At 31.1% G+C, this 16,710-nt stretch carries 17 protein-coding genes; 3 read left to right on the top strand and 14 right to left on the bottom strand.

The annotated features are described in order from the left end of the window. Positions 1 to 188 precede the first annotated feature (188 nt). The 4 genes from CSPA_RS03330 to CSPA_RS03315 form a co-directional block, all read right to left on the bottom strand. The gene (locus tag CSPA_RS03330) at positions 189 to 599 is read right to left on the bottom strand and encodes a SoxR reducing system RseC family protein (RefSeq protein ID WP_015390791.1); all 411 of its coding nucleotides are present in this window, start codon (positions 597 to 599) and stop codon (positions 189 to 191) included. Positions 600 to 1,595: 996 nt separating this feature from the next. Next, positions 1,596 to 2,357: an SDR family NAD(P)-dependent oxidoreductase gene (locus tag CSPA_RS03325; protein ID WP_015390790.1), complete on the bottom strand. Its 762-nt coding sequence runs from the start codon at positions 2,355 to 2,357 to the stop codon at positions 1,596 to 1,598. A 108-nt stretch (positions 2,358 to 2,465) separates the two neighbouring features. Further along, positions 2,466 to 3,476 carry an amidohydrolase family protein gene (locus CSPA_RS03320; protein WP_015390789.1) on the bottom strand — a complete coding sequence of 337 codons (1,011 nt, stop codon included), beginning with the start codon at positions 3,474 to 3,476 and terminating at the stop codon, positions 2,466 to 2,468. A gap of 16 nt (positions 3,477 to 3,492) precedes the next feature. Beyond that, positions 3,493 to 4,884 carry an oxidoreductase gene (locus tag CSPA_RS03315; RefSeq protein WP_015390788.1) on the bottom strand — a complete coding sequence of 464 codons (1,392 nt, stop codon included), beginning with the start codon at positions 4,882 to 4,884 and terminating at the stop codon, positions 3,493 to 3,495. A 156-nt stretch (positions 4,885 to 5,040) separates the two neighbouring features. On the opposite strand from CSPA_RS03315, the gene CSPA_RS03310 reads away from it, so the two are divergent. Further along, positions 5,041 to 5,616 (top strand): TetR/AcrR family transcriptional regulator, encoded by a 576-nt coding sequence (locus tag CSPA_RS03310; RefSeq protein WP_015390787.1) that lies wholly within the window; start codon positions 5,041 to 5,043, stop codon positions 5,614 to 5,616. Between the two features lie 245 nt (positions 5,617 to 5,861). On the opposite strand, the gene CSPA_RS03305 is transcribed toward CSPA_RS03310, so the two are convergent. Continuing rightward, positions 5,862 to 6,497: an RpiB/LacA/LacB family sugar-phosphate isomerase gene (locus CSPA_RS03305; RefSeq protein ID WP_015390786.1), complete on the bottom strand. Its 636-nt coding sequence runs from the start codon at positions 6,495 to 6,497 to the stop codon at positions 5,862 to 5,864. A gap of 16 nt (positions 6,498 to 6,513) precedes the next feature. Next, positions 6,514 to 7,317 carry a gluconate 5-dehydrogenase gene (locus CSPA_RS03300; RefSeq protein WP_015390785.1) on the bottom strand — a complete coding sequence of 268 codons (804 nt, stop codon included), beginning with the start codon at positions 7,315 to 7,317 and terminating at the stop codon, positions 6,514 to 6,516. A 493-nt stretch (positions 7,318 to 7,810) separates the two neighbouring features. Here CSPA_RS03300 and CSPA_RS03295 point away from each other — a divergent pair, with 493 nt between their 5' ends. Continuing rightward, on the top strand, positions 7,811 to 8,665 hold the full coding sequence (locus CSPA_RS03295) for an AraC family transcriptional regulator (protein WP_015390784.1): 855 nt from the start codon (positions 7,811 to 7,813) through the stop codon (positions 8,663 to 8,665). Between the two features lie 178 nt (positions 8,666 to 8,843). On the opposite strand, the gene CSPA_RS03290 is transcribed toward CSPA_RS03295, so the two are convergent. The 3 genes from CSPA_RS03290 to kduD form a co-directional block, all read right to left on the bottom strand. Further along, a complete protein-coding gene (locus CSPA_RS03290) occupies positions 8,844 to 9,470 on the bottom strand; it encodes a bifunctional 4-hydroxy-2-oxoglutarate aldolase/2-dehydro-3-deoxy-phosphogluconate aldolase (protein ID WP_015390783.1) in 627 nt (208 codons plus the stop codon). Between the two features lie 136 nt (positions 9,471 to 9,606). Next, positions 9,607 to 10,554: a sugar kinase gene (locus tag CSPA_RS03285; protein WP_015390782.1), complete on the bottom strand. Its 948-nt coding sequence runs from the start codon at positions 10,552 to 10,554 to the stop codon at positions 9,607 to 9,609. Between the two features lie 63 nt (positions 10,555 to 10,617). After that, entirely contained in the window at positions 10,618 to 11,400 is a 783-nt protein-coding gene (gene kduD, locus CSPA_RS03280; protein ID WP_015390781.1) for a 2-dehydro-3-deoxy-D-gluconate 5-dehydrogenase KduD, read from the bottom strand. A gap of 219 nt (positions 11,401 to 11,619) precedes the next feature. On the opposite strand from kduD, the gene CSPA_RS03275 reads away from it, so the two are divergent. Next, complete coding sequence (locus CSPA_RS03275; protein ID WP_015390780.1) at positions 11,620 to 12,417, top strand: IclR family transcriptional regulator; 798 nt, start codon at positions 11,620 to 11,622, stop codon at positions 12,415 to 12,417. Between the two features lie 66 nt (positions 12,418 to 12,483). Here CSPA_RS03275 and CSPA_RS03270 read toward each other — a convergent pair whose 3' ends face one another. The 5 genes from CSPA_RS03270 to CSPA_RS03250 form a co-directional block, all read right to left on the bottom strand. Next, on the bottom strand, positions 12,484 to 13,302 hold the full coding sequence (locus CSPA_RS03270; protein ID WP_015390779.1) for a Cof-type HAD-IIB family hydrolase: 819 nt from the start codon (positions 13,300 to 13,302) through the stop codon (positions 12,484 to 12,486). 154 nt (positions 13,303 to 13,456) lie between these two features. Further along, a complete protein-coding gene (locus tag CSPA_RS03265) occupies positions 13,457 to 14,212 on the bottom strand; it encodes a DeoR/GlpR family DNA-binding transcription regulator (RefSeq protein WP_015390778.1) in 756 nt (251 codons plus the stop codon). Positions 14,213 to 14,232: 20 nt separating this feature from the next. Continuing rightward, the gene (locus tag CSPA_RS03260; protein WP_015390777.1) at positions 14,233 to 14,826 is read right to left on the bottom strand and encodes a sugar phosphate isomerase family; all 594 of its coding nucleotides are present in this window, start codon (positions 14,824 to 14,826) and stop codon (positions 14,233 to 14,235) included. 214 nt (positions 14,827 to 15,040) lie between these two features. Then, a complete protein-coding gene (locus tag CSPA_RS03255; protein WP_015390776.1) occupies positions 15,041 to 15,871 on the bottom strand; it encodes a deoxyribonuclease IV in 831 nt (276 codons plus the stop codon). A gap of 39 nt (positions 15,872 to 15,910) precedes the next feature. Beyond that, entirely contained in the window at positions 15,911 to 16,390 is a 480-nt protein-coding gene (locus CSPA_RS03250; protein WP_015390775.1) for a methylated-DNA--[protein]-cysteine S-methyltransferase, read from the bottom strand. Positions 16,391 to 16,710 lie beyond the last annotated feature (320 nt).

The following is a 16,710-nucleotide window of genomic DNA, read 5'->3' as shown; positions in this document are numbered from 1 at the left end:
ACAAATTTTTCAATTAACAACTTATTACATATACTTATTAAATTTATTGCAAAAAATAATCCTTCTATCAGTTTGATAAATAAAAAAAGTGAGAATATAAATTCTATTTTGGATATGTTCATAAATTTTTACTCAAAATTATGATTTATTTATTTCGTTTTGTTCATTTTAATAATACTAGTTATCTTTTATAAAATTTCAATAATCACAGGTTGTGACTTAGCGCTTGCTTTTTCAGCTTTATCAAATGCTTTTACAAATACCAAAGATAATGCAAAAGTTATTATTCCTCCAAATATCTCATAATAAAATCCATCTTGTTGAAGATAATCTCCAATAAACATTCCTAATAATACACCTATAAATGCAGCAATCAATGGAAAAATGAACACAATAAAGGCTGCTCTTAAAACATTTACATCCTTCATTTCAAAAGCTACTCTTTGTCCAGGTTTTGCTCCTACTGTATTATTTGCACTTATAATTATACTATTATCACCTGGGCAAGCACCACAATTTTTACAATCACTATGCCTCCCAACTCTTATTTTTGCAATATCGTTATCCACTTCAATTACTAATCCTTGCTCAGTTTTCATTATTATCACACCTCTTAAAATATTACTCTCTTTATCAAACTTAATATAAAAGATTCTTTGTAAACCTTTGTAGATTATAGTCGCAATCAGTATTCTATTTTATTATAAGCTTTTTTTTTTGCTATTGAAAGAATAACTATTTTTTTAACAATCTTTGTTTTATACAAATCACTTCAAAAACATCTCTTTGCACAAAAGTATCCTCCTAACCACAAATGTTGCCGAATTGGTTCTCGTAATCTTGAAGATATCAGTTTTTGCAATACTTTATGTCCGTATTTTGTTATGCATATAGCACGATATTTTATGTCATATACAGTTGACTGCCCTTATTGTACTCATCCATTACTAATTCCTTGCCTTTGTAATTAGTATGATCATATTTACATTTTCTTAAAAAGCTAAAAGCTTATACCGTCTAAAGATGGTGGATTTAAATCACGTGAATAGAAATTAAAACATATATCAAATGTAATTTCTCTTGTCCATAATGATAAATACATATTTGTAATGGATCAATTAAATGCACATAAGTCTGAAAGTTGTGTTAAATATATGTTAAATCAATGTGGAACTAAAAAAGATTTAGGCAAAAAAAGGTCACTAAGGAATACTAGAAAGTATGAAAACAAGACAAGCTTTTTTAGAAAATGGAACTCATAGTATAAGAATAGTTTATATTCCCAAATATACGTTATGGTTAAATTAAATTGAAATTTGGCTCAGTATATTAAGCTGAAAAATATTAAGTAGGTGTGCAATTTTTAAATCAGTCCATGAATCTGAGGCCAAGATATTAGATTTTATAACATATTATAAAATCTAGCAAAGCCATTTAAGTGGAATTATACAGGAAAAATCTTAAAGGCATAGTGTATTAACCATGCCTTTAAAATTAAAAACTTCTTTCATGAAAGCAACTGAACATTCATGAAATCGCTCATTAAGAGCTTGCGGAAATATTAATATGCCCAGAGCCGTAAAAAACATTATTTTTTAATTCATGAATACTCCACCATTTACATCTATGCTACATCCAGTGATGTAATCTGAATCATTACTAGCTAGAAATTCTATAACTCCACTACAATCTTCAACTTTTCCTAATCTACCCAACGGAATGATTTTTTTAATTAAGGATTCTGGAGCATTTGCATAAGTAAAATCAGCAATCATATTTGTTTTAATGGCACCTGGACAGATACTATTTACATTAATATTGTAAACACCGTATGCTTTTGCATAACATTTAGTAGCAGTAATCATTCCACCTTTCGATACAGAATAGGCTATAGATGATTCAGTCCCACCAATTCTACCTGCAGCAGAAGAGACATTTATTATCTTTCCATATTTCTGTGGTTTCATAAACTTAAGAGCTTCTAGTATACATAGGTGCATACTTCTTAAATTAATATTCATTACCCTGTCCCATTCTTGTGCATCAATAGTTTCAATTGGCATTGATGGACATACTCCTGCACCATTTACTAAAATTTGAATAGTAGGGAATTTCGATTTTGCTACTTTAAATAAGTTTACTATATCCTCTGGTTTTGAAACATCAGTCTGAACATAATAACACTCACAACCAGTTAACTTTTTGATTTCTTCAGCGGCTTTTATACCTCGTTCTTCATTTCTACCAGCGATTATGGCACCACTTAATCCTTTCCTTGCCATACAGATAATACTTTCCTTTGTAATGCCATCCGTCCCACCTGTAGCAATAGCATATTTACCTTCGAATTTATGCATTTTTTTATCTCCTTTCATAAAATTTAATTTCAAGCCCGTCTTTTGCGACCCACTATAAAACTACATAATTACAACTTTTCATCTTACCATTTAATATAGAACTCACCATCATTTGCTGATACGTCGTACAGTGGAATCAATCCCTAACAGTTCAGCTAGATTACCTCCAAAAATCTTGTGTTTGTCCTCATCGGATAAAGGTAAATAACCATATTGCCATTGTAATTCATCAGGTATTTGGAAGTTGCGCAATCCCATCACTGCTGCACCAATCTGAGCACCAAATCCTGCACTGTCTGTCCCCCAAATAATACGGTCTGGTCCTACAAATCGCATTGCTTCTCCAAGGATTTTTCCAAATTTATATGGTGCAGTTATTGCCCAAGGTACAAGCAGACTCAAACATAAATACACATTAGGATGTCCCATTGCTACCATATTGAGATCATCACAATATGGATACCCCATGTGAAAGGCTACAAGCTTTAAGTTTGGGAAATCACGAGCAACATCATCAAGCTGTATAGGCAGGCAATGTTTGCTCTTTCCAGGTGGTACCCATGAAAAACCTGTGTGAATGTCTAACACGATGCCTAATTCTTCAGCCCTCTTATAAAATGGCCATAACTCTGGATCATTAATATAGGTATCCTCTGGCGGATAGTATTTAAATATCTTAGCACCACGCTCTACCCAATATTCCATCTCCCATATAGCATTATCTACTCCTCTATGTTTAATAGGAGAAAGATTCGGCTCAATGATAAAACGGTCGGGATGTTTTTGAACAACCTCCCATGTAGCACCATTTGTGCACCAACGACTGGAATATCCCGTAGTATCCATCATTGATTCAGGTAGAAGACATGCAATATCCACACCGTATTTATCCATTGCGCGGATAATATTTTCAGGATCCGTATTTTTTTGAAATTCCCAAGGTTCCAGCATATCTTGAAGCTCTTTCGGTGACCCTTGTAATATGGGACGTGTAGCACTATCAATTGATTGCCACCACATTTTCACGCCTGGAAAGTGATTAATCGGTTCCATATTGCCCATTAAATGGCATTCTGGATCTATTTTAAAGAAACCATCATCAAAATATTTTTCGCTCATTTTAGTCGCTCCTTTCTTATATGAGGGATAAACCTTCTCGTTTATCCATAAATTTTTTTGCACGTACATCCATTAAACCATCATCCTGCCAAAGCTCTGGATAATACTTTTCAAAACCTGCGGTAGGGTTCGTAGCACAACGAATCCAACGGGACTCAAACAAATTCATGTAGCATTGCTGACAGCGAATGCATTTTACAATATCTTCACAACGTCCAGCTTTCACCTTTGCAGGCCAGTAAGGATCAGCAATAGATTGACGGCCCAATGAAATAATGTCGGTCATTCCACTCTCAATTGCTTCAACTGCCGTTTCCGGATTAATAAAATTTGGTGTGATTACCGGCAATCCTCCGCTGGCCTTTTTAAAACCAGGTGACCAATGTGTAAAGTCATTTTCACCATCAGGTGCGAATCCTGCTCCAGGATTTTCATAACAGCCTTGTGATACATTAAAATAATTTGCGCCTGCATCAGTAAAAATTTTGATAAGCTTGCAAACTTCTTCATGCTCTAAACCACCTCGCATCAACTCATCACCAGAAAGACGACAACCCAATACTTTTTCCGGACCAACTTTTTTTCTAATACGCTCAATAATATTTGTAACTATACGCGCACGATTTTCAGTGCTTCCACCATACAAGTCTGTACGATGATTAGATCGTGGTGACAAGAATTGATGCATAAGATATCCGTGAGGCGTATGGAGTTCTACACCATCATATCCCAGCTTATAAACAGCACAGGCCTGCTCCACCATGAATTCCTCCATCTTCTCTATTTCTTCAATAGTAAGTTCTCGTGGAATATCTCCTTTAAGTGCATGAAAAAGTTCTGGAGCATTCTTTTTTAAGTAACTAAAGGCCATGGTTTTTACATCCTCATACTCTTCATCACTAAGGCTCTTGAATTTTTCAATGCCTCCAAGCTCATCAATCAGAGTTATACCGACTCTTTTAAGCTGTTTAGCCCAACCATTGTTTAGATTACGCAAATCTGTTTCCATAGGAATGGCTGAAGGAGCTCCAGAAGCAATGCCCTCATGCACCATATCCGGATGCCCTTGCCGTCCCCAACCTGGAGAAAGCTGCATAAACACTTTCGTCCCCTTATATGAATGAATAACATCGGCCATTTGGCTTAAATAGCGGTATTTCTTTTGACTGTCACATAATAGGGGATTAAGTGAATCACTGCCACGCCATGGATAAGGATTTGCTACTACACATTCTGTAATGATAAGGCCAAAGCCTCCTCTTGCCCTAGTCGCATACCATGCATTTGATTCCTCACTTGCATAACCTTCCGACCCTGTGTAGCCCATATTCATTGGTGACATCGCAATCCTGTTTTTCAATTCTACATTGCCAATTTGAATTGGCTCAAATAATGCACTTGTGTTCATTTGCCTTACCTCCCTTATTTATCAACATGTGTTAATAATTGACATGTGATATTTTTAAGTGTAGAATATTTCTATTATCAATTCAACGGTCAAATCAACTAGTTTTGATAGATAAGAAACAACCTATACTAATCTGTTTCCGAAAAGGAGAATAAAATGAAAGATAAATATGACTTACGGATTATCCGTACATATAAATCATTAACAGAAGCTTTTTTGCAGCTTATGAGTGAGAAACATTTTGAAGATATAACAGTAAATGAATTATGTAAAAAAGCAATGATTCGAAGAACAACATTTTATAAGCACTTTGCAGATAAATATGAGTTTTTTCGTTTTTTTGTTTGTCAGCTACAAACTGATTTTGATGCAATAAATCCTGCTTCAGCGGATTATATAGCCTCATATTCTTTTTATATCAGCATTATTCATCATATTTTGAATTTTTTAAGAGAACATGAACAATTTGTCCATATGGTATTAGGTAGTAATTTACTTTCTACACTTCTTGACATACTTTCAGAACAAATTATTTTTGATATTACAGATAAAATTAAAATTGGTATAAAAAAAGGCATTGCTGTGCCCGCATCTCCTGAAATAGTCGCATCTTTTTTCACTGGTGCAATAATTCACACGATCGGATGGTGGCTCATGCAAAAAAAGAAAATATCGGAAGAAAAATTAATTCAAGAAGTAGAAAAAATTCTCTACAGCATCGCTATCACTTGATAAAAAAGTAAGGCTTGAGAATAGTTAAAATCAATCTTTTTGAGATTTACCAACTTCTTGGTTGTAGTGCAAAATATAAAAAGAGCAATGAGAAAAAATAAAAGGACTAGTGTAAAAAACTTCTAGTCCTTTAAAATATATCAGTTTTTAGGCATTGGAGTATCCATTATTAGAATCTGCAAAGCATATTGCATCAACTAAGCAATCCTAGCAACTTATACTTTCCAATATAGTTCCAATTGTTTTTATAATATGCTTTTAATATAAGCTTCTATTTCTTTGCATTTACAATTATTAAAGAAATACTCTTGGAACTTTTCTCCGCTTACTGCACCCTTTAATAAATCTTGATCTATTTCCTTTAAAATTGTTACCATATCCTTATGTGTAACTTTTTTAACTTCATCTAATATTTTCTTATTTCTTTGTTCAGGAATAACTCTATCTTTTGGATATCCTTGTCCACTTTCACCTTGGAATAACTTTTCAAATATATATTCAAGATTTAATTCAGCACCCCATCCAAATCCTTTTGCAAATGGTAATGCTATTGCATTTCCATCATTAATTTGTGCAAACATATATGCATCTGAAGGATCTACTACGTGACCACATAATACTCCTGGGAATGAGTTGCAAGCTAACATTGCACCTTCTCCAGTTCCACATCCTGTTATTATATAATCAGCTGCTCCTGAATTTAATAAAATTGCTGCTAAGATACCATTTTGAACATATGTTAATTGTGCTTCTCCTTCTACACCATACATTCCATAGTTAAATACTTCATGACCTTTTGGTTCTACTACCTTTTTTAATGTTTCATATATCATTGGATTCTTACTTGCTTGACTATTTTCATTTATTAAAGCTATCTTCATCTTACTTCCCCCTATATTATTGTGGTTGTTTTCCAATATAAGCTAAGATTCCACCATCTACATATAATACGTGACCATTTACAAAGTCTGATGCATCAGAAGCTAAGAATATTGCTGGCCCTGTTAAATCTTCTGCTGTTCCCCAACGTGCAGCTGGAGTTTTTGCAATTATAAATTGATCAAATGGGTGCTTAGATCCATCTGGTTGAACTTCTCTAAGTGGTGCTGTTTGTGGTGTAGCTATATATCCAGGCCCAATTCCGTTACATTGGATATTATATTCACCGTATTCAGATGCTATGTTTCTAGTTAACATCTTAAGTCCACCTTTAGCTGCTGCATAAGCTGAAACTGTTTCTCTTCCTAATTCACTCATCATAGAACAAATGTTAATTATTTTTCCATGCCCTTTTTTAATCATTCCAGGTATTACTGCCTTAGAAACTATAAATGGAGCATTTAAATCTACATCTATAACTTGTCTAAAATCTGCTGCCTTCATCTCAAGCATTGGAATTCTCTTAATTATTCCTGCATTGTTAACAAGAATATCAATAACTCCAACTTCTTTTTCTATTTTAGCAACTAATGCTTGTACTGCTTCTTCATCTGTAACATCACATACATATCCATGAGCTTTTATTCCTTCTGCAGCATAAGCTTCTAATCCCTTATTAACTAATTCTTGGTTAATATCGTTAAAAACAACTGTAGCTCCTGCTTGTCCATATGATTTTGCAATGGCAAATCCAATACCATATGATGCTCCTGTTACTAATGCTATTTTTCCTTCTAATGAAAAATTCTTAATTATATCCATGAAATCTTCCTCCTAAATTGATACTATTTATATTATATTCTAATTATACTCTCATACTTTTACTATTTCTTGTTATATTTTCTCTAAAATATTGCAAATATTGAAGTAATAATTATAATATAGATATACAAAGCATTAATTAGACTTATGTGGTAACTTACCGAAATCCAATATATTTGTCTTCTGCAGGACTAATGAAATTTTCGCTGGAAGGTTCTAAATGTGAGCTTATCGTCATTTCAGCGTGTTCCAGATATAAAATCTTGACAAGCTGAAATGAAACAAGCTCCCATCAATAACCTTCAACAGCTCAATTTCATATGCCTGTTCCAGAAAAATATATCGGATTTCTAGTGTAGTGTTACGATTATAATTTCTCAATAATAGATTTATATTCCGTCTATAAGTTTGATTATTAATTGGGATATCTATACTTAAAACAAATACTAAATGTTAAACTAACACTTACATACTAATTAGTGAGGTAACAAATATGAAAGAATTTACATCCTGCAAAGAATCTATTAATAATTGTATAGAAAACAAGTATTTTTCAATTGCACACTTACATACTGAGGAAGAAACAATGTCTATCCATATCCATGATTGTTACGAAGTTTATTATTCTATTTCTGGTGGAAAGCAATTTTTGATTGATAATAAACTCTACGATATTAATCCTGGAGATTTATTTGTTATAAATCAATTTGAGAGCCACTATGTTTCTCAAATAAATAAGATGATTCATGAGCGTATAGTAATTTCTATTCATCCAGATTTTTTAAAAGCTATTTCTTCTAATAAAACAGATTTAAGTTATTGTTTTACACATCGTGATGAAAACTTTAGCCATAAGATTCAACTTAACAAAGAACAACAAAACAGATTTATATATTTTATAAATAAAATTATTAGTGCTGATGGATTTGGTGCTGATATGATTGAATATTCTAGTTTTATAGAATTGATAACCAATTTTACTAAAATATTTGTAGATAATAAAGATTCATTATCATCATATTATAAATATAACAATCAAATTCAAGAAATAATTCGTTATATCAATGACAATGTATCAGAAAATATTACTGTAAAACATTTAGCAGATCACTTTTTTTTAAGTGAATCCTATATTTGCAGAATTTTCAAATTAGCCACTGGTACTACTATAAATAAATATATTACTGCAAGAAGAATCTCTATTGCTAAAGCTCTCCTTTCTAATGCTCTAAGCATCAATGATGTCTATATTCAATGCGGTTTTAATGATTATAGCAACTTTTTAAAAGCCTTTAAAAAAGCTGTTGGTGTATCACCTAAAAAATATTCAACTTTTAGTCTGAATTGATTTATTTATTTCCAATTTTTAATTGTGCATTTCAATTCAAGAAATCCTAAAGAGATTTCATCATTAACTGGTAATTTAGAATTGAAATTTGATAATTGAAATATATTAAATAAATTTCTACACAAAAAAAAAACTAAAGGACTTAAAAATAATTTAAGTTTCTTTAGTTTTTTAATTTTTATAAGTTTTTCACATTCTTCATAACTTCAGCACAATATTCTGTAACTCCTGCAGCGCCATTAGCTTTATAAGCCTTGTTTAAATCACTGCCGATTCCACTACAATCTGCTCCGCCTTTAATCCATTCAGCTATGTTTTCCTTGTTTACTCCACCTGTAGGCATTATGCTAAGGTCTGGGAATATTGATTTTGCTGCTCCTATCAAACCTTTACCAACAACATTACCTGGGAATATTTTTATGAATCTTAATCCTAATTGATGAGCTTTATTGATTTCTGACATTGTCATTAATCCTGGCATTATTAATGCTTTTCTTTGAATTGCATAAGCCACTACATCTTCGTCTAAGCAAGGAGAAACAATAAATTCAGCACCATTTTCTATACATGCATCCACTGCATCCTTAGTTAACACAGTTCCTGCTCCAACGCAAGCATCTTTATATTCTTCTTTTAATTCTTTTATTAACTTAGGTGCATTTGGCACACTCATAGTTACTTCTATAATCTTCATTCCACCTTTAATAGCTGCTATACTTATTTCTTTTGCTTCAGCATAAGTACTAGTTCTAATAACAGCTACTGCTTTTTCTTCTTTTAATGTACTATAAATTTTTTCAAACATAATTACACCTCATTTATTTTATTTCAGTTAACAGTTTACAGTTAAATGATGAAATTTTAAAGAAAAAGTGAATATCCAAATTTTTTATCTGGTTCTTCTAATATTTCTCCACAACTCCTAACTCATAACTGATTAATTATCTTTCTATTTTTTTTGATTGTCCCATATGAACTAAAACATCTTCATAATAAGGTAAGCCTTCATTATCACCCTCAACCCCTACTACTAAAGATCCAACTGCATTAGCGAACTTAACACATTCTTCTAAGGTTTTGCCTTGAACTAGTGACGTTAAGAAACCTGCTGCAAATCCGTCACCAGCTCCTACAGTATCAACTAAAGCTTTTGGCTTAATAGCATCTACTTCATAAATATTTTTTCCATCTGAACCAAGTGCTCCTTTAGCTCCCTTTTTAACAATAACTTTTCCAATTCCATAATCATGGAAAGTTTTTATTGCAGCTTCCATAGATATGTCACCTAAAAGAATTTCTATTTCTTCATCACCAATTAATATAATATCTACATCTGGTAACAGCTTTTCTATATAGGCTTTTGCTTCTTCCTTTGTCCACATTTTCAATCTAATATTAGGATCAAAAGATACAAGCACATTATGTTTTTTTGCTAATTTTACTGCTTCTAATATTATAGCTTGATTATTTTTAGTTATTGAAGGAAAGACTCCTGTAATATGAAGTACTTTTGCTTGTTTAATATATTCTTCATTTAAGTCTTCACATTTCATAGTACTTGTTGGTGATTTTTCTCTATAATAAAACGATCTGCTTGAACCATCAGCTAAGACTTCTCTAAAGTAAACTGATGTTGGATATCCATCTACAAGCTTAACTTCTGAGATATCAGCACCTTCACCTCTTACAGTTTTTAATATATATTTTCCAAAGTCATCATTTCCAAGTCTGCTTATCCATCCTGATTGAATTCCTAATCTTGCACAACCTATTGCAACATTTAGTTCTGCTCCTCCTAATTTTCTTTCAAAAGTATCACAAAACATTATTGGTCCTTTCTTGCTTGGACACATTGCAATCATTGCATCTCCTATAGTTATTACATCCATTAATAATACACCTCTTTCAATTTATATGGGGTCATCGTTAATTTCATTTACATAAACTATTATCTATCTTACTAACCATCCTCCATCAACTGCTAATACATGTCCATTAACATAATCTGAAGCTCTACTTGCTAGGAATACTACTGCTCCCATTAAATCAAAGGGATCTGCCCACCTATCTGCTGGTATTCTTCCTTGTATTTCTGCATTTCTTGCTTTATCAGCTCTTATTGGTTCTGTATTTGCTGTCTTTATATATCCTGGTGCTATTGCATTTATTTGAATGTTCTTACATGCTAACTCATTTGCAAAAGCTTTTGTTATACCTGCTATTCCATGCTTACTTGCCGTGTACGGTGGAACAAATTTTCCACCTTGGAATGTTAACATTGATGCAATATTAATTATCTTTCCTGATCCTTGCTCAACCATTATTCTAGCTACATCTTGGCTTAAGAAATATACAGCATTTAGATTAATATCCATAACTGCATCCCAATCTTCTTCCTTATATTCCAAAAGTGGTGCTCTTCTTATAGTTCCAGCATTATTTACTAATATATCTATTTTCCCAAAGTTATCAATTGCAGTTTTAACCACATTTTTTCTATCTTCTTTATTGGTCAAGTCTGCTTGAACAAATACAACTTTTCTTCCTTCTTTTTCAATTAATTCTGCAGTTTCTTCCCAATTCCTACCGTGAGTTGTTATTACTAAGTCTGCTCCTGCCTTAGCTAAAGCTACAGCATATGCTTGACCAAGTCCAGTATTCCCACCTGTAACCACAGCTACTTTTCCATCTAATTTGAAGAAATTCATTGAAAATTCATTTAAAATGTTTGACATTTTCTTTCGCCTCCATACTATTTTTATTTGAGGTTTAAAAATATTAAGCATATAATGTTCCGCATTGTGGAACAACGTTTCATTTTTCTAACTTAATTTTAATATTATCCTCACTAATTGTCAATGAAGAGTTATAGGAAAAAATAAATTTTTTATTTGTTAAAATCTGCATTAGCTATTACAATGTAATATAAAGATATAATTGACAGGAGGATTAACATGGCTGAAGACTCAAATAATTCTAATTTAGTTCAATCAGTAGAGCGTGCCTTAGATATACTAGATTCTCTAGCTCAATATCCAAAAGGTTGTGGCATAATGGAATTATCAAAAAATTTAGGATTAAGCAAAAGTACTATCCATAGAATTATTACAACATTAAAATCTAAAGAATATGTAACTCAAAATAAAGAAACTGACAAATATCAACTTGGAATTAAAATTCTAAATTTATCAGCTTCAATAATAAGCAGCATGGATTTAATAAATATTGCTAGACCCTATATTTACGAATTTGCAAATAAATTTGATGAGGTTATACACCTTTGTGTTCCTGATGAATCCTTCTCAAATATAATTTATGTAGATAAAGTATCGTCTGAAAATACAAATAGAAATATAACTATGTCATCAAGTATTGGAAAAAAAGCTCCGACCTATTGTACTGCCTCTGGAAAACTTTTATTGTCACAATTCACTGATGATGAAATAAGAAATATATTGAAAGATACCAACTTTATCAAATATGCTGAAAATACTATAACTTCTATAGATGTTTTACTACAGGAAATTCATGAAATAAGAAAGAATTTATATGCACTCGACAATATAGAATATGATACTGGTGTGATTTGTATAGCTGTTCCAATTTTTGATAGAACCAATAAAATCATAGCTGCAACAAGCCTTTCATCAGTCACTTTATTTAATTCAATGGATGACCTCCTTAAATATAAAGATGAGTTTATGACGGTTTCAAGAAATATAAGCAAATTAATGGGGTATCTTCCATCTTAGCTGTGTAACTAAAAAAGTTATAGGCCTCTTATTTTATACAAAATAAGAGGCCTATAAGTTCTAATATTATACCAAATTAATTTGTGTAAAGACTTTTTTTAAAGCTTCGGCAACTCCATCTTCATCATTTGTTAAGGTAACACAGTTTGCACACTTTTTTACTTCATCTGGTGCATTTCCCATGGCTATTCCAAGTCCTGCGTATTTTAGCATATCTATATCATTATAGTTGTCTCCAATAGCTATTATTTCTTCTTGCTGAACAATTAATTTCTTTTGTAAGCAATTAATTGCAGAAGTTTTAGATGTCCTATTTGGCATGATTTCTAAATATGTTGGTTTGGATGGATATATATTCAGGCCATCAGAATTAATACTCTCTTTTAATAAACTTATTTCATTAGGATTTGCCATACACAAAATCTTATTTGGACCAGTCCCATCTGCCTTCCACAATTGTATTAAGTCTTCAAAATCTACTATATTCGGGGTGATGTTAGTTATTTCAGTTTCTTGTTTTGCCCAGTAATCCATTTCTTTTATGTACCACTCATCATCTTTGTACACACTCATATGTATATTATATTCATCAACTAATTTATATACTTCCTCAAGCTTACTTGCATCTATAAATTCATTTGCTAAAACATTATTATCTTTATCTAAGATTAAAGCACCACTATAACAAATTATTGGCTCTTGTATTTCTAATATCTTTTGCAAGAAAGTTATTCCTTTGGGCATTCTAGCTGAAACTAAAATTACAGGTATCTTTTTTTCATTTGCAATCACTTTAATTGTATTTTTCACCTTATCTGTTATCTCATGCTGAGAATTTAGCAGGGTTCCATCAATATCCAAACATACCATTTTAAAATTTTTCATAACCTCAACTCCTAATACTATTTAAAAATCAATTTATTAGCCTTAATTATATAAGTATTTTAACTTCGTTATTTTATGATATAAGCTTGCGTTAATTACTACCATATAATGTCATTAGCACTACAGATATGAAATTTTGAATTTAGATATTATTCTATTTTGCAATTATTAATTTTATATCATTTGCCTCTATTATATCTACAAATACTGTAGGAGGCAGCTTATCAGTAATTATGACATCAATTTGTTCCCAATTTACTCCTTTATAATAACTAAATAATTTAAATTTTTCATATTCAGTTAAAACCACTACAAAGTTTGATTTTCTAACAGCTGCTTGCTTAACCAGTGCATCTTCTTCATCTACATAGTATATTCCATCTTCTGTTATGGCTGCTGCACCTAAAATTGAAATATCAAGTCTTATATTCTCAAGATAACTTATATAGTTTGCTTTATAAAAGAATCTATTTCGCTTATTAAGACACCCTCCAATAGAATGTACTTCAATATCTTTTTTCTCCGATAATATTTCAATATTATCTAATGAATGTGTGAGTACCCAAATAGGTTTATTTATTTCCTGTGCTAAAAGACTTATTATAGTTGAAACATCAAAAAAATAATGTTTTCCTTCCTCAATATATTTCATCGCTCTCTTAGCAATAATTTTCTTTTCCTCCGAATAAGCCTCTATTCGCTCTCTATATTCCTTTATTGTATTTTTTAAAGTTGGTAGACTAATTCCACCATGAGTCCTGATTGCTGTTCCTTCATTTATGAGTCTAACTATATCACGTCGAGCAGTATCTCTTGAAACATTAAACATTTCACAAATATCATGGATAGACATATGGTTATGTTCATTTAAATAAGCTAATACTTTTATAATTCTTTCTTCTTGATGCATTAAACCACCCACTTTTTAATTTATATAATGACTAAGCTATTAGGATTAATATTAATATTTTGAGATGCTGTAATATATCTGAATAAAGAAACTGATATTGGATCCACAATAATAATGTTAACTTGATCTAAATCTAAACCTTTGTATTTAGCTATCTTTTCATACTTCTGATGTTCTGCAAGTAAAATTACTTTTTTTGATCTTTTCACAACTTCTCTTTTGATAAGGGCATCTTCTTCATTTTCATAATAAATACCATCACTTTTTATAGCTCCAGCTCCTAAAAATGCTGTATCAAACTTAACCTCACCAAAGCACTTTTCATAATCTGTTCTATAAAAGAAACGATTCCTAACATTAAACTCTCCAGATATTAAATTTACTAATACATCTGATTTTTCTGAAAGTATATTAAAATTATCTAAGGAATGAGTAAATACAGTAACTTCTTTATTTAAATCTTGTGCAAGAAATTGAACACTAGTAGAAACATCAAAAAAATATTTTCCATTATTGTGAATAAACTTCATAGCTTTTTCAACTATTTTTTTCTTTTCTTTGATATTTAAATTTAGTCTCTCTTTATACGATAAAATAACATTTTCATTAACCATATTATTCCCTCCCTATAATAATTATAAGCACTTTTAAGTACTTTTTCAACACTTTTAAGTAATTATCTTTAAAATACTTTACTCCTATTCTACATTCAATAATTCACGCCTACGATTATTCATTGTGCATCTACATCTCACTCAAATTATTCTTTAATTTCCTAAAAAAAACGACGTAATAATCAAATTACGACGTTTTAATAATTTTAATTAATTATTTATATATACTCTTTAATAATGCTATCTCTCTTGCATATCCATCAAGTTCATTTGGGGTTTCCAAAAAGAACGGTATATTCTTTAATTTGGGATGATTAATTATGTTTGTAATAGCTTCTAATCCAATAAATCCTTCTCCTATTTTTGCATGTCTATCCTTATGACTTTCCAATGTATTCATACTGTCGTTTAAATGAATAGCACATAATCTATTTAATCCAATTACATTATCAAATTTTTCTAGAACTCCATCTAAATCATTAACAATATCATACCCAGCATCATGTACATGGCAAGTATCCATGCATACACCCATCTTATCTGATAATTCCACACGATTTAATATTTCTCTTAATTCTTCAAAGGTGCGTCCAATTTCAGTTCCTTTTCCAGCCATTGTTTCAAGTAATACTGTTGTTGTTTGATCCGGTTTCAAAACTTTATTCAACATATCAGAGATATATTTAATCCCGACTTCTACCCCTTGTTTAACGTGGCTACCTGGATGAAAATTATAAAAGTTATTTGGTATGTATTCCATTCTAGCTAAGTCGTCTTCCATCACCTCTTTTGCAAAAATCCTTGTATTTTCATCAGCTGAACATGCATTTAAAGTATACGGTGCATGCCCTAATATTTTCACAAAATTATTTTCCTTAGCTAATTTTAAAAATTCAGCTACATCTTCTTCGTTTATAGCTTTTGCTTTACTTCCTCTTGGATTTCGAGTGAAAAACTGAAAGGTATTCCCTCCTATTTTAAGAGCCTCAATGCCCATGTTTCTAAATCCCTTTGAATTTGACAGATGACATCCTATCTTTAGCATCTTATTTCCTCCCTATCTTAAATCATAATTTTATAAGTATTATTCAACTATAATACTCCTCTTTTCTAATTCAAGAAGCTTTTCCTTTAATTCAAGTCCTCCTGCGTAACCAACTAAATTTCCATTAGCTCCAATAACCCTATGGCATGGAATAATAATTGCTATAGGATTTTTGTTATTAGCCATTCCAACAGCTCTTGCTGCCTTATCATTTCCGATTATTTTAGCAATTTCACCGTAACTTTTTGTTTCTCCATATGGGATTTCTATTAATGCTTTCCAAACTTTCTTTTGAAATTCCGTTCCTTCTGGTTCAATGGGTAAATCAAAAACTTTGCGTGTTCCATCAAAATATTCGTCTAATTGCTTTACTATTTCAATTAGCAATTCAGTTTTACTTCCTTCTATAATATTCTCTTTATCATTATTACTTACAAAATCTAATTTTGTTACTGATATTCCACTTTCTTCTATTTTAATTAATCCAATTTTACTTTCATAATAAAATATATTTTTCATTATACTCCCCATTTCAAATTATTATTATTTATTAACAGCTAAATTATATTACCCCCCAAAAAATTTATATATATATTCCAATTATCCTTATTCAATTATTAATCAATTAGTAAATCCCTTTGCTACTTCTTGAATTAATATGTACAATATTAATTAGAACTTATACATAACATTAATTTACCTGCTTATTTATAAAAAAACAATATAAATGGAATATGTATGCACTATTTAGAAATTAAAATTACTAAACTACACTAGAAATATGATACATTTTTTCTGGAGCAGGCATGTGAAATTGAGCTGTTGAAGGGTATTAATGT

Origin of the sequence: Clostridium saccharoperbutylacetonicum N1-4(HMT) (assembly GCF_000340885.1) — a bacterium.
In the GTDB taxonomy this organism is placed as follows: domain Bacteria; phylum Bacillota; class Clostridia; order Clostridiales; family Clostridiaceae; genus Clostridium; species Clostridium saccharoperbutylacetonicum.
The sequence above is the reverse complement of the archived record's forward strand: the minus strand, read 5'-3'. Positions and strand labels throughout refer to the sequence as shown.

Excerpts from the sequence above, each read along its gene's own strand:
- CSPA_RS03330 (WP_015390791.1), bottom strand. The coding sequence starts at position 599 with ATGAAAACTGAGCAAGGATTAGTAATTGAAGTGGATAACGATATTGCA.
- CSPA_RS03325 (WP_015390790.1), bottom strand. The coding sequence starts at position 2,357 with ATGCATAAATTCGAAGGTAAATATGCTATTGCTACAGGTGGGACGGAT.
- CSPA_RS03320 (WP_015390789.1), bottom strand. The coding sequence starts at position 3,476 with ATGAGCGAAAAATATTTTGATGATGGTTTCTTTAAAATAGATCCAGAA.
- CSPA_RS03315 (WP_015390788.1), bottom strand. The coding sequence starts at position 4,884 with ATGAACACAAGTGCATTATTTGAGCCAATTCAAATTGGCAATGTAGAA.
- CSPA_RS03310 (WP_015390787.1), top strand. The coding sequence starts at position 5,041 with ATGAAAGATAAATATGACTTACGGATTATCCGTACATATAAATCATTA.
- CSPA_RS03305 (WP_015390786.1), bottom strand. The coding sequence starts at position 6,497 with ATGAAGATAGCTTTAATAAATGAAAATAGTCAAGCAAGTAAGAATCCA.
- CSPA_RS03300 (WP_015390785.1), bottom strand. The coding sequence starts at position 7,317 with ATGGATATAATTAAGAATTTTTCATTAGAAGGAAAAATAGCATTAGTA.
- CSPA_RS03295 (WP_015390784.1), top strand. The coding sequence starts at position 7,811 with ATGAAAGAATTTACATCCTGCAAAGAATCTATTAATAATTGTATAGAA.
- CSPA_RS03290 (WP_015390783.1), bottom strand. The coding sequence starts at position 9,470 with ATGTTTGAAAAAATTTATAGTACATTAAAAGAAGAAAAAGCAGTAGCT.
- CSPA_RS03285 (WP_015390782.1), bottom strand. The coding sequence starts at position 10,554 with ATGGATGTAATAACTATAGGAGATGCAATGATTGCAATGTGTCCAAGC.
- kduD (WP_015390781.1), bottom strand. The coding sequence starts at position 11,400 with ATGTCAAACATTTTAAATGAATTTTCAATGAATTTCTTCAAATTAGAT.
- CSPA_RS03275 (WP_015390780.1), top strand. The coding sequence starts at position 11,620 with ATGGCTGAAGACTCAAATAATTCTAATTTAGTTCAATCAGTAGAGCGT.
- CSPA_RS03270 (WP_015390779.1), bottom strand. The coding sequence starts at position 13,302 with ATGAAAAATTTTAAAATGGTATGTTTGGATATTGATGGAACCCTGCTA.
- CSPA_RS03265 (WP_015390778.1), bottom strand. The coding sequence starts at position 14,212 with ATGCATCAAGAAGAAAGAATTATAAAAGTATTAGCTTATTTAAATGAA.
- CSPA_RS03260 (WP_015390777.1), bottom strand. The coding sequence starts at position 14,826 with ATGGTTAATGAAAATGTTATTTTATCGTATAAAGAGAGACTAAATTTA.
- CSPA_RS03255 (WP_015390776.1), bottom strand. The coding sequence starts at position 15,871 with ATGCTAAAGATAGGATGTCATCTGTCAAATTCAAAGGGATTTAGAAAC.
- CSPA_RS03250 (WP_015390775.1), bottom strand. The coding sequence starts at position 16,390 with ATGAAAAATATATTTTATTATGAAAGTAAAATTGGATTAATTAAAATA.